The following is a 14,915-nucleotide window of genomic DNA, read 5'->3' as shown; positions in this document are numbered from 1 at the left end:
CTCGGGCAAAAACCGTTCGTCAGCCAGGCGCCGCTCTGGCACAAGGGTTTAAGAAACCACTTTGACAATCATTCTCGTTAACATTAAGATCCGTCTCAATTGAGTCACAACCAGCGACGGTTCTTGCTTATGTACGTATGCCTCTGCACTGGCGTCACCGACGGACAAATCCGCGAAGCGATCTATGAAGGTTGCTGCAGCTATCGCGAAGTCCGCCAGGCCACCGGCGTAGCCAGCCAATGCGGCAAATGTGCCTGCCTGGCCAAGGAAGTGGTCCGTGAGACCCTCGCCAAAGTGCAAACGGCACAGGCTTCTATTCCTTATCCGGTAGAATTTACTGCCGCTTAAATCCAGCTTTCTAAAGAACCGGACTCAATGTCCGGTTTTTTTATGCCTGTAAATCAATTGCTTAGCCTCCAGACGCGGAACACAAACATTCTTATTCCGATTAATTTTCATTTATTATTCAATAACTTAGGTTTGACACTGATAAATGTGCGGCTCAAACTCGGCCTTATACACAGCACCTACAGGACAGGCCCTCACCATGAAAGGCGACATTACAGTCATCCAGCATCTCAACAAGATCCTTGCCAATGAGCTGGTCGCGATCAATCAATACTTCCTGCATGCGCGCATGTACGAGGATTGGGGCCTGAACAAGCTGGGCAAGCACGAGTACCACGAGTCCATCGACGAGATGAAACACGCGGACAAGCTGATCAAGCGCATCCTGTTCCTCGAAGGTCTGCCGAACGTTCAGGACCTGAACAAGCTGCACATCGGCGAACACACCCGGGAAATGCTCGAGTGCGACCTGAAAATCGAGCGCGCCGGCCACAAGGACCTGAAAATCGCCATTGCCCATTGCGAAAGCGTTGGCGACTTCGGCAGCCGTGAACTGCTTGAGGACATTCTCGAGTCCGAAGAAGAGCACATCGACTGGCTGGAAACCCAATTGGGTCTGATCGACAAAGTCGGTCTGGAGAACTACCTGCAATCGCAGATGGGTGAAGAGTAACCTTCCCCGACAGTGAGCCACTAAAAAGCCCCGCCCTCTTTCGAGAGGCGGGGCTTTTTATTGCCTGGATTCCCAGGCCACCGAAAATCCACTGTGGGAGCGGGCTTGCTCGCGAATGCGGTGGGTCAGGTAAAGAAGTGCTAACTGACCCACCGCATTCGCGAGCAAGCCCGCTCCCACATGTCCGTGTTCAACTCATCATGTGGTGAACACAGATCATCATGGATCAGGCTTCAGTCTTGTTCGCCGCAGCTTTTTCTACCGCTTCCTTGATCGTGGCCTGCAGAGAGCCGTCAGCGGCCATCTCGGTCATGATGTCGCTACCACCGACCAGCTCCCCACCTACCCACAGCTGTGGGAAAGTTGGCCAGTTGGCGTACTTGGGCAGGTTGGCGCGGATTTCCGGGTTCTGCAGGATGTCCACGTAGGCAAACTTCTCGCCACACGCCATCACGGCCTGAGCAGCCTTGGCCGAGAAACCGCACTGTGGCGCGTTCGGCGAGCCTTTCATGTAAAGCAGGATGGTGTTGTTGGCAATCTGGTCTTTAATCGTTTCGATGATATCCATGGAGCACCTCGGCTTAAAACTCTTGCGACTTAAGTTGTCGACACGGTGACGCATTGTAACGGAAAGCCGAACGTGCTCCAGAGACAATTTTACGCAGCCGCCACCTTCACCGGTACGCCGTTGAGCGCCGCATTGCCGGACAACTCATCGAGCTGACAATCATCGGTCAGGTCATTGGCGCTGGAGCCCGGCTGGCCACTGGCGATGGTCATCTGCACGCCCGGCCGGGCATGGCCCCAACCGTGGGGCAGGCTCACCACGCCTTTCATCATGTCCAGGCTGCCCTGCACTTCGACTTCGATCATACCCACCCGCGAACTGACCTTCACCCGCTGTCCGTCGACAAGCCCGCGACTGGCAAGGTCATCCGGGTGCATCAGCAACTGATGACGCGGCTTGCCCTTCACCAACCGGTGGAAGTTGTGCATCCAGGAGTTATTGCTGCGCACATGGCGACGGCCAATCATCAGCAACTCGTCAGGTGCGGGAGCCTGCAACGCGGCAAAACGCTCCAGATCGGCGAGTATCACCGCCGGCGCGGCTTGCACCCGTTGGTTTTCGGTTTTCAACCGCGGGGCCAGGTTGGGCTTGAGTGCGCCGAGGTCAATGCCGTGGGGATGGTCGAACAAGGTCGCCAGGGACAGTTTGTGTGGCGAAGCATCGCCATACGCCCCGGCCCGCAGACCGAAATCGATCATTTGCGCTGGCGGCATGGTCGGTTTGAGTTCCTTGCCGGTTCGGGCCGCAAAGGCCTTGGCCAGGCCAACAAAAATCTCCCAGTCATGCAACGCCCCTTCTGGCTTGGGCAGAATGGCCCGGTTGAAGCGAGTCACGTTGCGCACTGCGAACAGGTTGAACGTGGTGTCGTAATGGTCGTTTTCCAGCGCCGAGGTCGAGGGCAGGATCAGGTCGGCGTAGCGCGTGGTTTCGTTGATGTACAAATCGACGCAGACCATGAACTCCAGCCCGTCCAGCGCCTGCTCCAGTTGCCGCCCGTTGGGCGTGGACAGCACCGGGTTGCCGGCCACGGTGACCAGCGCGCGAATCTGGCCTTCGCCTTCGGTGAGCATTTCCTCGGCCAGGGTCGATACTGGCAACTCCCCGGCGTACTCGGGACGCCCGGACACCCGGCTCTGCCAACGGTTGAAATGCCCGCCCGAGGTGGTGGCCACCAAATCCACCGCCGGTTCGGTGCACAGCGCCCCGCCCACCCGATCGAGATTGCCGGTGACCAGATTGATCAGTTGAATCAGCCAGTGGCACAGCGTGCCAAATGCCTGGGTCGAAACCCCCATCCGCCCGTAACACACTGCGGACGGCGCTGCGGCAAAGTCCCGGGCCAATTGGCGGATCTGTTGCGCTGGCACGGCGCAAAGCGGACTCATCGCCTCAGCCGTGAAGGTGGCAACGGCCTCGCGCACCTCTTCCAGGCCGTCCACCGGCAGATGGCTGTCGCGGGTCAGGCCCTCGCTGAACAGCGTATTGAGCAAGCCGAACAGCAGCGCGGCATCGCCACCGGGGCGCACGAAGACATGCTGGTTCGCAATGGCCGCCGTTTCGCTGCGGCGCGGATCAACCACCACCACTTTGCCGCCACGGGCCTGGATCGCCTTGAGGCGCTTTTCCACGTCCGGCACGGTCATGATGCTGCCGTTGGACGCCAGCGGATTGCCGCCCAGGATCAGCATGAAATCGGTGTGATCGATATCCGGAATCGGCAGCAACAGGCCGTGGCCATACATCAGATGACTGGTCAGGTGATGAGGCAGTTGATCCACCGAGGTCGCCGAGAAGCGGCTGCGGGTTTTCAACAGGCCGAGGAAATAGTTGCTGTGGGTCATCAACCCATAGTTATGCACGCTGGGGTTGCCCTGGTAGACCGCCACCGCGTTCTGGCCGTGGCGCTCCTGGATACCCGCCAGGCGCTCGGCCACCAGCGCGAAGGCGTCGTCCCAGGCAATGGGTTGCCATTCGTCGCCAATCCGCTGCATAGGCTGACGCAGGCGGTCCGGATCGTTCTGGATATCCTGCAGGGCCACCGCCTTGGGGCAGATGTGGCCTCGGCTGAAGCTGTCCAGCGCATCGCCCTTGATCGAGGTGATCGCCAGGCCCTGGCCGTCGGTTTCGGTGGTTTCGAGGGTCAAGCCGCAGATGGCTTCACACAGATGGCACGCACGGTGGTGGAGAGTCTTGGTCATGGCCAGTCTCTGTTTTATTCGTAGCGGGCACTTTCGGCCGCGGGAACAAAACTATGGCGCGTGATCCCCAGCAGCGCCAGCGACGTTCGTCCTGTGAATTGCCGGGCATCAGGCCCGCCGATGCAGGGGCGTCAAGGCCGCTCGGGAGGCGGCGCCAGCAGCTGGATTTCCTCGACGGTTTCCACCTGCTCCTGGGCAATGGGCACGCCCGTCAGCTCGCCAATCAGGCGCCAATGCTCGTCGAGTCCATTGCTGATGGTGGCCATGCGATCGATCATTCTGCGGCCTGCGGCCTTGGTTACCTCGTCGTCGCTGCGCAACAATTCGAATGACATGGACGTCACCGAAGCGGTCAGATGAGTCAGGGAACGTGCCGTCAGCCCCAGTAGTTCCATTAATTGTTGCTCTTTCGAATCCATTTCGGGGGCTCCTGCGTCTAGAGGCTCATTTATAACCCAGCCCCTTGCTTTAGGAAATGTTTCGCACCCGACAACAGACAGGCGAAAACCTGGAATGACAGGCCACAGACCGACTCCCCACTACGCCATACCCGCCCTGCTCGATTGCCAAGCTGCGCAACGCCAGTGTACAAATGGGCCGCTGCTGTCAGGAAACCGGCTTCATACATGCCATCGCAGACCTGCGATGGCCTCGCTGAAATCCCCTAAACACCGTAGCCTATTGGTAAGACGCGACATTTAATGTCAATATCGCGCCTTCCCCTATTTTCGTCGCCCCGTGCGGCTTTTGCCGCAGGTCTCGCCCGTTTTTTGAATAAACAAGGCTCTGAGCATCTGCGGTCAGTTACAAAAAAGGTAGTCAATCATGAGCGCAAGGCACTTTCTCTCCCTGATGGATTTCACGCCCGATGAGTTGCTCGGCGTGATCCGTCGAGGCGTGGAGCTCAAGGACCTGCGTAACCGCGGCGTACTGTTCGAGCCCTTGAAAAACCGCGTGCTGGGGATGATCTTCGAGAAGTCATCGACCCGCACGCGCATCTCTTTCGAAGCCGGCATGATCCAGCTGGGCGGCCAGGCGATCTTCCTGTCGCCGCGTGACACCCAACTGGGCCGTGGCGAACCCATCAGCGATTGCGCCATCGTCATGTCGAGCATGCTTGACGCCGTGATGATCCGTACCTTTGCCCACAGCACCCTGACCGAGTTCGCGGCCCATTCCCGCGTGCCGGTGATCAACGGTCTGTCCGATGACCTGCACCCCTGCCAACTGCTGGCCGACATGCAGACGTTCCTCGAACACCGTGGCTCGATCCAGGGCAAGACCGTGACCTGGATCGGCGATGGCAACAACATGTGCAACAGCTATATAGAAGCGGCGATGCAATTCGACTTCCAGCTGCGCATCGCCTGCCCCGAAGGATACGACCCGAACGCTGAACTGGTTGCCAGGGCCGGGGATCGAGTGACCATCGTTCGTGATCCGAAACAAGCCGTGGCCGGTGCGCATCTGGTGAGCACCGACGTCTGGACCTCCATGGGCCAGGAAGAAGAAACCGCCAAGCGCCTCAAGCTGTTCGCGCCGTTCCAGGTCAACCGTGCCCTGCTCGACCTCGCGGATGAGCAAGTGCTGTTCATGCACTGCCTGCCGGCCCACCGTGGCGAGGAAATCAGTTTCGATTTGCTGGACGACCCACGCTCAGTGGCATGGGACCAGGCAGAGAATCGGCTTCACGCGCAAAAGGCCCTGCTCGAGTTTCTTGTCGAGCCAGCGTACCGCCACGCATGAGCCACTCGCTGCTGCTGAATTTGCACAACCTGGCCTGCGGCTATCAACACCAGCGGGTGGTGCAGAACCTCAACCTGCACCTCAATGCTGGTGACATCGGTTGCCTGCTCGGCTCGTCCGGGTGCGGCAAGACCACGACGTTACGCGCCATTGCCGGCTTCGAACCGGTGCACGAGGGTGAGATCCAACTGGCCGGGGAAACCATCTCCCGCGCCGGCTTCACCCTCGCCCCGGAAAAACGCCGCATCGGCATGGTGTTCCAGGACTATGCGCTGTTCCCCCACCTGAGCGTGGCCGAGAACATCGCCTTTGGTATTCGCAAGCATCCGAACCAGGACCGCGTCGTCGAAGAACTGCTGGAACTGGTCAACCTGAAAAGTTTGGGCAAGCGCTTTCCCCACGAATTGTCCGGAGGCCAGCAACAGCGTGTGGCCCTGGCCCGTGCGTTGGCCCCTGAGCCGCAGTTGCTGCTGCTCGACGAGCCATTCTCCAACCTCGATGGCGAGCTGCGACGCAAGCTCAGCCATGAGGTGCGGGACATTCTCAAGGCCCGTGGCACCAGCGCGATCCTGGTCACCCACGATCAGGAAGAAGCTTTCGCGGTGAGTGATCATGTCGGCGTGTTCAAGGAAGGTCGGCTGGAACAATGGGACACGCCCTACAACCTGTACCACGAACCGCTGACGCCCTTTGTCGCCAGTTTCATTGGCCAAGGCTACTTCATTCGCGGCCGGCTCGAGAGCCCGGAATCGGTGCAGACCGAGCTGGGCATCCTGCGTGGCAACCGGGCCTACACGTGGCCGATCGGCTGCGCAGTGGACGTACTGCTGCGCCCGGACGATATCGTCTACGCACCGGACAGCCCGCTCACAGCCAGCATTGTCGGCAAGACATTCCTGGGAGCCTCGACCTTGTATCGCCTGCAATTGCCGACGGGCGCGCAACTGGAATCGATCTTCCCAAGCCATGCCGACCATCAGGTCGGGGACACCGTCGGTATTCGCGTGGCGGCTGAACACCTGGTGCTGTTCCAGGCCTCGGGCAGTACCGCTGCGCATATACCGCCGGTGGACAGTGGCGTGCGGCGCTATAGCACCGCCAGCTAACAACGCGAATCCATCGTGGGAGCGGGCTTGCTCGCGAAAGCGGTGGGTTCAACTTGCATTGATATTGAATGTGCCGCCTTCGCGAGCAAGCCCGCTCCCACAAAGGATCAGTGTTGACCCAGCATCAACGTCCCGCTGGCCACCAACGTCGCATTCCCGCCAATCTTCACGCGCTCCCCCTCCAGCCGGCAGAACAACGCCCCGCCCCTGGCCGAGCACTGGTAAGCCGTCAGCCCCTGTTTGCCCAGGCGCTTGGACCAGTACGGAATCAGGCTGCAATGGGTCGACCCCGTCACCGGATCCTCATTGATGCCAATCGCCGGTGCAAAATAACGCGAGACAAAATCATGCTTGCTGCCCGGAGCAGTCACGATAGCGCCCGGCCACGGCAGGTTCGCCAGGGCCACCATGTCCGGTTTGCAATCGAGCACCGCCTGCTCCGACTCCAGCACCACGAACAGGACGTTCGAACTGAGCACATCCACCGCTTCGACACCCAGGGCGCTCTGCACGGCCAGGGACGCACCCAACTCACTAGGCATCATGGCGGGAAAATCCAGCCACAACCGATCGCCTTCGCGACTGACGCTCAACGGCCCGGATTTGCAGATGAAATCCAATCGCTCGGCGGTTTCGTGGTAGACCTCGAACAGCACGTAGGCGCTGGCCAAAGTGGCATGCCCACACAACGGGACTTCAGTGGTGGGGGTGAACCAGCGGATATGCCAATACTGGCCTTCGCGTACCAGAAAAGCGGTTTCAGCCAGGTTATGTTCGGCGGCGATCTTTTGCATCAGGTCCTCGGCAAGCCAGGCGTCAAGCCGATAGACCATCGCCGAATTACCGCCAAACGGCCGATCACTGAACGCGTCGACTTGATGAAACGCAAGCTGCATGGCACTTCTCCTTTTTATTGATGCGCCAGCATGAGGGCCCGCGCTCCCGGTTTTCCAGTGACAGATCAGCGCAATTTTCACCCTACAGATTAGCGTGAGAATCCTGCCAGGCTTGAGCCCTTCACCATTGTGGCGAGGGCGCTTGCTCCCGCTGGGGTGCGAAGCGGCCCCAGTGGATTCAGGCCCGCCCGATATCCGCAAACGTCGCCCCGGTATGCTCGGCCAGAACCGTGGGCGCCAGCTCCACCTCCAACCCCCGCCGCCCGGCACTGACAAAAATGCTGGCCAGTGGTTGCGCCGAGTTGTCGATAAAAGTACGCAGACGCTTCTTCTGCCCCAGCGGGCTGATGCCACCGAGCAAATAACCGGTGGAACGCTGCGCGGCGGCCGGGTCGGCCATCTCGACCTTTTTCACCCCGGCGGCATGGGCCAGGCCTTTCAAATCCAGGCTCCCGGCCACGGGCACCACCGCCACCAGCAATTCACCTTTCTCGCTGGCCGCCAGCAATGTCTTGAACACCTGCGCCGGCTCCAGCCCGAGCTTTTCCGCCGCTTCCAGGCCATAGGACGCGGCCTTGGGATCGTGTTCATAACTGTGGATGCGATGTTCGGCGCGCACTTTCTTCAGCAGATCCAATGCGGGTGTCATGACGGCTCCTGACAAGCAAATCAAAAAACAGTGGGCCGGATTCTAAGCCATCGTCAGCCAAAAAGGCGTCAATACGGGCGGAGCGATGGCGATGAAACCGTCATTCACGCCACGAATAGTTGAAATATGACCGACGGTTCACTTTCGACCTTTGACACTAGCGTTTCTTGTCTATATTTTTTCGAAACTGAAAGTCATAACGCATGTCTCAAACAGCAACCCGAGATCAGGATGGAGGTCCTGCCTCGGCGGAAATCGCGCCATCGGGCTGTATCGAAGGCGCCGCAAAACAACAAGAACCGAGGTTTGAATGACAATTGCTTCACAACAGCCGTCCCTTTCCAGCCAGTGCATGGCCGAATTCCTGGGGACCGCCCTGCTTATTTTTTTTGGTACCGGTTGCGTTGCGGCGCTCAAGGTCGCGGGTGCGAGTTTCGGCCTGTGGGAAATCAGCATCATCTGGGGCATCGGCGTCAGCATGGCGATCTACCTCAGCGCTGGTATTTCCGGTGCGCACCTGAACCCCGCCGTCAGCATCGCCCTGTGCTTTTTCACTGACTTCGAAAAGCGCAAACTGCCGTTCTATATCGTCAGCCAAGTGGCCGGTGCGTTCTGCGCTGCGCTGCTGGTCTACACGCTGTACAGCAATCTATTCTTCGATTTCGAACAATCCCGGCACATGATTCGTGGTAGCCAAGCCAGCCTCGAACTGGCCTCGGTGTTCTCGACTTACCCGCACCCGGCGCTGTCCACCGGCCAGGCGTTCGTGGTGGAAATGATCATCACCGCCATCCTGATGGGCGTAATCATGTCCTTGACCGACGACAACAATGGCCTGCCCCGTGGCCCGCTGGCGCCACTGCTGATTGGCCTGCTGATTGCGGTGATTGGCAGCTCGATGGGGCCACTGACGGGTTTCGCGATGAACCCGGCACGGGACTTCGGCCCTAAACTGATGACTTTCTTCGCTGGCTGGGGTGAAATTTCCCTCACGGGGGGACGCGACATCCCGTACTTCCTGGTTCCGATTTTTGCACCGATTTTCGGTGCGTGCCTGGGTGCTGCGGCCTATCGCGGGCTGATTGCCCGCCATCTGCCCAGCGCCACACCTGCTACAAAGGATGCAACACCGGCCATTGACGGCAAGCCCAGAACATCCTGAAACAGTGTGCGCACGCGGTCCTTCCAGCGTGCGCCATGGCTTCTCCCCTTATTTTCGTCCCAAGGCAATCGACATGACCGACATTCAGAACAAGAACTACATCATTGCCCTCGACCAGGGTACGACCAGCTCGCGCGCGATCATTTTCGACCGTGACGCCAACGTGGTCTGCACCGCTCAGCGCGAATTCGCCCAGCATTACCCACAGGCCGGTTGGGTCGAACACGACCCGATGGAGATTTTCGCCACTCAGAGCGCGGTGATGGTCGAAGCCCTTGCCCAGGCCGGCCTGCACCATGACCAGGTCGCCGCCATCGGCATCACCAACCAGCGTGAAACCACCGTGGTCTGGGACAAGACCACCGGCCGCCCGATCTACAACGCCATCGTCTGGCAATGCCGTCGCAGTACCGAGATCTGCCAGCAGCTCAAGCGCGACGGCCACGAGCAATACATCAACGAAACCACCGGTCTGGTCACCGATCCGTATTTCTCCGGCACCAAGCTCAAGTGGATCCTGGACAACGTCGAAGGCAGCCGCGAGCGTGCACGCAACGGTGAACTGCTGTTCGGCACCGTCGACAGCTGGCTGATCTGGAAATTTACCGGCGGCAAGGTCCACGTCACCGACTACACCAACGCCTCGCGCACCATGCTCTTCAATATTCACTCACTGGAGTGGGACGCGAAGATGCTCGACATCCTCGACATCCCCCGCGAGATGTTGCCGCAAGTGAAGTCTTCCTCGGAAATCTACGGCCGTACCAAGAGCGGCATCGCCATCGGCGGCATCGCCGGCGACCAGCAGGCGGCCCTTTTCGGCCAAATGTGCGTAGAACCGGGCCAGGCGAAAAACACTTACGGTACTGGCTGCTTCCTGCTGATGAACACCGGCGCCAAAGCCGTCAAATCCAATCACGGCATGCTCACCACCATCGCCTGCGGTCCGCGCGGCGAAGTGGCCTACGCCCTGGAAGGCGCGGTGTTCAATGGCGGCTCCACGGTGCAGTGGCTGCGCGATGAATTGAAAGTCATCAACGATGCCCACGACACCGAGTACTTTGCCAGCAAGGTCAAGGACAGCAATGGCGTCTACCTCGTACCCGCCTTCACCGGGCTGGGCGCGCCGTACTGGGACCCCTATGCCCGTGGCGCGCTGTTTGGCCTGACCCGCGGTGTGCGAGTCGATCACATCATTCGTGCGGCGCTGGAGTCGATTGCCTACCAGACCCGCGACGTACTTGACGCCATGCAGCAGGATTCGGGCGAACGCCTCAAGGCCCTGCGCGTGGACGGCGGCGCGGTGGCGAATAACTTCCTGATGCAATTCCAGGCCGACATCCTGGGTACCCAGGTCGAACGCCCGAAAATGCGCGAAACCACCGCCTTGGGTGCCGCGTACCTGGCCGGCCTGGCATGCGGCTTCTGGGGCAGCCTGGAAGAACTGCGCGGCAAGGCGGTGATCGAGCGCGAATTCGAACCGCAACTGGACGAGCAAGCGAAAGAAAAACTCTACGCCGGCTGGCAGAAAGCGGTCAGCCGCACCCGCGATTGGGAGCCTCACGAAGACGCTGAATAAGCTGAGGCCGGGCACGATAAGGCTGGGAAACTGGTCGGGAGTGGATTCCTGCGGCATCATGGGCAAATTTCGGCAGCCCAAAGGACGCCCATGAATCTGCCTCCCCGTCAGCAGCAAATCCTCGAACTGGTCCGCGAACGCGGTTATGTCAGCATCGAGGAAATGGCGCAGCTATTCGTTGTCACCCCGCAAACCATCCGCCGCGACATCAATCAGCTGGCGGAAGCGAACCTGTTGCGCCGCTACCATGGTGGCGCTGCCTACGATTCCAGCGTGGAAAACACCGCCTACGCCATGCGCGCCGACCAGATGCGCGACGAGAAGCAACGCATCGCCGAAGCCATTGCCGCGCAGATCCCCGATCACGCCTCGTTGTTCATCAACATCGGCACCACCACCGAATCCATCGCCCGGGCGCTGCTCAATCACAACCATCTCAAGGTCATCACCAACAACCTGCATGTGGCCTCGATCCTCAGCGCCAAGGACGACTTCGAGGTCCTGATCGCTGGCGGCAACGTACGCCGTGACGGCGGCGTCGTCGGCCAGGCCAGTGTCGACTTCATCAGCCAGTTCAAAGTCGACTTCGCCCTGGTGGGCATCAGCGGCATAGATGAGGACGGCAGTCTGCTGGACTTCGATTACCAGGAAGTACGGGTTTCCCAAGCGATCATCGCCAATGCCAGGAAAGTGCTGCTGGCGGCGGACTCCAGCAAATTCGGACGCAATGCCATGGTTCGATTGGGCCCCATCAGCCTGATCGATTGCCTGGTCACCGACCAGCAACCAGTGCCGGCTTTGGCGCAATTGCTGAGCCAGCACAAGATTCGGCTGGAGGTGGTCTGACGCCCTCCCCAATACCCTGTGGCGAGGCCGCTGTGGGAGCAAGGCTTGCCCGCGATGACGGCGACACGGTTTCTACATAGAACGAGGTGCCTGTTTCGCGAGCAAGCTTTGCTCCCACAAATCCCCTCGCCGCAACGGCCACCCTGTCGGCTTCAACCCTTCTTCATGTTCGAAAATTTTCCTTTCAGCTTCCTTTGATCAGTATTTTCAATCGAAGTCAGCTGGCTGTTGCCGAGTTTATAGGCTAGTATTTTCGAAAATGAACATTAATGTTCGAATTCAAATATTACGAAAAGAACCCGAGGCCAGCCGATGCCCACTTCCACCTTGCCTACGCCCCCTCTCGCCGAGATTTACGATATCGCCGTCATTGGCGGTGGTATCAACGGCGTGGGGATTGCCGCGGACGCTGCCGGTCGCGGTCTTTCGGTGTTCCTTTGCGAAAAGGACGACCTGGCCAGCCACACATCGTCGGCCAGCAGCAAGCTGATCCACGGCGGCCTGCGCTACCTCGAACATTACGAATTCCGTTTGGTGCGTGAAGCACTGGCCGAGCGCGAAGTGCTGCTGACCAAGGCCCCGCATATCGTCAAGCAAATGCGCTTCGTGCTCCCCCACCGCCCGCACCTGCGTCCGGCCTGGATGATTCGCGCCGGCCTGTTCCTCTACGATCACTTGGGCAAACGTGAGCAGCTCGCCGGCTCCAAGAGCTTGAAGTTCGGTGCAGATAGCGCCTTGAAAAGCGAAATCACCAAAGGCTTCGAATACTCCGACTGCTGGGTCGATGACGCGCGGCTGGTGGTGCTCAACGCCATGGCGGCCCGGGAAAAAGGCGCGCATGTCCACACCCGTACCCGCTGCGTTAACGCCCGCCGCAGCAAAGGCCTGTGGCATCTGCATCTGGAGCGCGCCGACGGCAGCCTGTTTTCGATACGCGCCAAGGCCCTGGTGAACGCCGCCGGCCCGTGGGTCGCCAAGTTCATTCGCGATGACCTGAAGATGGAATCGCCCTACGGCATCCGCCTGATCCAGGGCAGCCACTTGATCGTGCCGAAACTCTACGAAGGCGAGCACGCGCACATTCTTCAAAACGAAGACCAGCGCATCGTGTTCACCATTCCATACCTGAACCAGTTCACCCTGATCGGCACGACCGACCGTGAATACACCGGTGACCCGGCCAAAGTGGCCATTACCGAAGGTGAAACCGATTACCTGCTGAAAGTGGTCAACGCGCACTTCAAGAAGCAGATCAGCCGCGACGATATCCGGCACAGCTATTCCGGTGTGCGCCCGCTGTGCAACGACGAATCCGACAACCCGTCGGCCGTCACCCGCGACTACACCCTGGCGCTCTCCGGCAGTGGTGAAGAAGCCCCGTTGCTGTCGGTGTTTGGTGGCAAGCTGACCACCTATCGCAAACTGGCCGAATCGGCCATGGCGCAGCTGGCCCCGTATTTCACGCAGATGCGTCCGAGCTGGACCGCCATAGAAGCCCTCCCTGGCGGCGAAAACATGACCACCCCGCAGGCACTCTGCTCGGCGATCCGCGACAAGTTCGACTGGCTGCCGACCGACATCGCCCGGCGCTGGGCCACCACCTACGGCAGCCGCACCTGGCGCATGCTCGAAGGCGTGCACAGTCTCGGCGATCTGGGTGAGCACATCGGTGCAGGTCTTTACACTCGGGAAGTCGACTACCTGTGCAGCGACGAATGGGCCGTCGATGCCCAGGACATCCTGTGGCGCCGCAGCAAGCTGGGGCTGTTCACCACTGCGGTCGAACAGGAAAAGCTGCAGCAGTACCTGAGTAAAGTTGAGCAAAACCGTCGCAAGATCGAAGCGGCCTGATCGGTTAACCGCTTATACGAAAGCCCCTGAATCTATCGATTCAGGGGCTTTTTGCTATCTGGCGTCCACCGATACCCCCTGTGGGAGCGAGACAGGCCCAAGCCATTCGGTTTTCCGAACAGAACCCGCCAGTCAATTCGGCTAACCGGATAATCAAGCCGCCAAAAACCTGAAACAAAACATTAATTTCATTTTAAAACAACAAGTTACGATAGCAGCCCTGGCCTGGCACGAGTCATGCTCTACACTCCGGGAGACGAATGCCTGGACGCCAACACAACAGGAGCTACCGAGCATTCGAAGCACTCAGGGCCGACGAACCGGCTAAATAAGAAAAACAATGTCGAGGAAATATAGATGCGCATCGTTCCCCATCTCCTGGGCGCAGCCATTGCTGCTGCTCTGATCAGCACTCCGGTTTTCGCAGCCGAACTGACCGGCACGCTGAAAAAGATCAAAGAGTCCGGCGTCATCACGCTTGGCCATCGCGACGCCTCCATTCCGTTCTCCTACATCGCGGACGCTTCCGGCAAGCCGGTCGGCTATTCCCACGACATCCAGCTGAAAGTCGTCGAAGCGATCAAAAAAGACTTGGACCTGCCGAACCTGCAGGTCAAGTACAACCTGGTCACCTCGCAAACCCGTATCCCGCTGGTGCAGAACGGTACCGTGGACCTGGAGTGCGGCTCCACCACCAACAACGTCGAGCGTCAGCAGCAAGTTGACTTCTCCGTGGGCATCTTCGAGATCGGCACCCGCCTGCTGTCCAAGAAAGACTCCAAGTACAAGGATTTCGACGACCTCAAGGGCAAGAACGTCGTGACCACCGCCGGTACCACGTCCGAGCGCATCCTCAAGGCGATGAACGCCGACAAGCAGATGGGCATGAACGTCATCTCCGCCAAGGACCACGGTGAATCCTTCCAGATGCTGGAATCGGGTCGTGCCGTTGCGTTCATGATGGACGACGCCCTGCTGGCAGGTGAAGCAGCCAAGGCCAAGAAAGCCGACGATTGGGCCGTGACCGGTACCCCACAGTCCTACGAAATCTACGGCTGCATGATGCGCAAGGGCGACGAGCCGTTCAAAAAGGCTGTCGATGACGCCATCAAGGCCACCTACGCGTCGGGCGAGATCAACAAGATCTACGAAAAATGGTTCATGCAACCTATCCCGCCAAAAGGCCTGAACCTGAGCTTCCCGATGAGCGACGAACTCAAGGCACTGATCGCCAAGCCGACCGACAAAGCGGCTGACGACAAGAAATCCTGATTTCTGACTAACCTTATCCCT

At 59.4% G+C, this 14,915-nt stretch carries 14 protein-coding genes; 9 read left to right on the top strand and 5 right to left on the bottom strand.

The genetic code is table 11. The features are described 5' to 3' along the window. Positions 1 to 129: 129 nt before the first annotated feature. Both ACWNZ1_RS16200 and bfr read left to right on the top strand, forming a co-directional pair. Complete coding sequence (locus tag ACWNZ1_RS16200; RefSeq protein WP_003178704.1) at positions 130 to 348, top strand: bacterioferritin-associated ferredoxin; 219 nt, start codon at positions 130 to 132, stop codon at positions 346 to 348. A gap of 199 nt (positions 349 to 547) precedes the next feature. After that, entirely contained in the window at positions 548 to 1,021 is a 474-nt protein-coding gene (gene bfr / locus ACWNZ1_RS16195; protein WP_135846870.1) for a bacterioferritin, read from the top strand. Between the two features lie 226 nt (positions 1,022 to 1,247). Here the strand turns inward: bfr and grxD are convergent, their stop codons facing one another. The 3 genes from grxD to ACWNZ1_RS16180 form a co-directional block, all read right to left on the bottom strand. After that, positions 1,248 to 1,589, bottom strand: a complete 342-nt coding sequence (grxD, locus tag ACWNZ1_RS16190; protein ID WP_135846871.1) for a Grx4 family monothiol glutaredoxin — start codon at positions 1,587 to 1,589, stop codon at positions 1,248 to 1,250. Positions 1,590 to 1,678: 89 nt separating this feature from the next. Beyond that, on the bottom strand, positions 1,679 to 3,787 hold the full coding sequence (locus tag ACWNZ1_RS16185) for a molybdopterin oxidoreductase family protein (RefSeq protein ID WP_256453634.1): 2,109 nt from the start codon (positions 3,785 to 3,787) through the stop codon (positions 1,679 to 1,681). Positions 3,788 to 3,918: 131 nt separating this feature from the next. Further along, positions 3,919 to 4,206 (bottom strand): hypothetical protein, encoded by a 288-nt coding sequence (locus ACWNZ1_RS16180; protein ID WP_135846873.1) that lies wholly within the window; start codon positions 4,204 to 4,206, stop codon positions 3,919 to 3,921. Between the two features lie 406 nt (positions 4,207 to 4,612). On the opposite strand from ACWNZ1_RS16180, the gene argF reads away from it, so the two are divergent. Together argF and ACWNZ1_RS16170 are read left to right on the top strand one after the other, a co-directional pair. Then, positions 4,613 to 5,533 carry an ornithine carbamoyltransferase gene (argF, locus tag ACWNZ1_RS16175; protein WP_135846874.1) on the top strand — a complete coding sequence of 307 codons (921 nt, stop codon included), beginning with the start codon at positions 4,613 to 4,615 and terminating at the stop codon, positions 5,531 to 5,533. Further along, positions 5,530 to 6,639, top strand: coding sequence for an ABC transporter ATP-binding protein (locus tag ACWNZ1_RS16170; protein ID WP_135846875.1), 1,110 nt, complete (start codon positions 5,530 to 5,532; stop codon positions 6,637 to 6,639). The genes argF and ACWNZ1_RS16170 overlap by 4 nt, the downstream gene beginning before the upstream one ends. Before the next feature lie 107 nt (positions 6,640 to 6,746). Here ACWNZ1_RS16170 and ACWNZ1_RS16165 read toward each other — a convergent pair whose 3' ends face one another. Together ACWNZ1_RS16165 and ybaK are read right to left on the bottom strand one after the other, a co-directional pair. Further along, a complete protein-coding gene (locus ACWNZ1_RS16165) occupies positions 6,747 to 7,535 on the bottom strand; it encodes a PhzF family phenazine biosynthesis protein (RefSeq protein ID WP_135846876.1) in 789 nt (262 codons plus the stop codon). A 178-nt stretch (positions 7,536 to 7,713) separates the two neighbouring features. Continuing rightward, the gene (gene ybaK / locus ACWNZ1_RS16160; RefSeq protein WP_256453635.1) at positions 7,714 to 8,184 is read right to left on the bottom strand and encodes a Cys-tRNA(Pro) deacylase; all 471 of its coding nucleotides are present in this window, start codon (positions 8,182 to 8,184) and stop codon (positions 7,714 to 7,716) included. Between the two features lie 310 nt (positions 8,185 to 8,494). Between ybaK and ACWNZ1_RS16155 the strand changes: the two genes are divergently transcribed. From ACWNZ1_RS16155 to ACWNZ1_RS16135, 5 genes are all read left to right on the top strand, one after another. Then, positions 8,495 to 9,346: an MIP/aquaporin family protein gene (locus tag ACWNZ1_RS16155; RefSeq protein ID WP_256453636.1), complete on the top strand. Its 852-nt coding sequence runs from the start codon at positions 8,495 to 8,497 to the stop codon at positions 9,344 to 9,346. Between the two features lie 73 nt (positions 9,347 to 9,419). Continuing rightward, positions 9,420 to 10,925 carry a glycerol kinase GlpK gene (glpK, locus tag ACWNZ1_RS16150; RefSeq protein WP_135846879.1) on the top strand — a complete coding sequence of 502 codons (1,506 nt, stop codon included), beginning with the start codon at positions 9,420 to 9,422 and terminating at the stop codon, positions 10,923 to 10,925. A gap of 90 nt (positions 10,926 to 11,015) precedes the next feature. After that, entirely contained in the window at positions 11,016 to 11,771 is a 756-nt protein-coding gene (locus ACWNZ1_RS16145) for a DeoR/GlpR family transcriptional regulator (protein ID WP_135846880.1), read from the top strand. A 312-nt stretch (positions 11,772 to 12,083) separates the two neighbouring features. Next, positions 12,084 to 13,622 carry a glycerol-3-phosphate dehydrogenase gene (gene glpD, locus ACWNZ1_RS16140; RefSeq protein ID WP_135846881.1) on the top strand — a complete coding sequence of 513 codons (1,539 nt, stop codon included), beginning with the start codon at positions 12,084 to 12,086 and terminating at the stop codon, positions 13,620 to 13,622. Positions 13,623 to 13,979: 357 nt separating this feature from the next. Continuing rightward, positions 13,980 to 14,894 carry a glutamate/aspartate ABC transporter substrate-binding protein gene (locus tag ACWNZ1_RS16135; RefSeq protein WP_256453637.1) on the top strand — a complete coding sequence of 305 codons (915 nt, stop codon included), beginning with the start codon at positions 13,980 to 13,982 and terminating at the stop codon, positions 14,892 to 14,894. Positions 14,895 to 14,915: the final 21 nt, after the last annotated feature.

This window comes from Pseudomonas sp. CFBP 5748, from assembly GCF_053850495.1.
The sequence above is the reverse complement of the archived record's forward strand: the minus strand, read 5'-3'. Positions and strand labels throughout refer to the sequence as shown.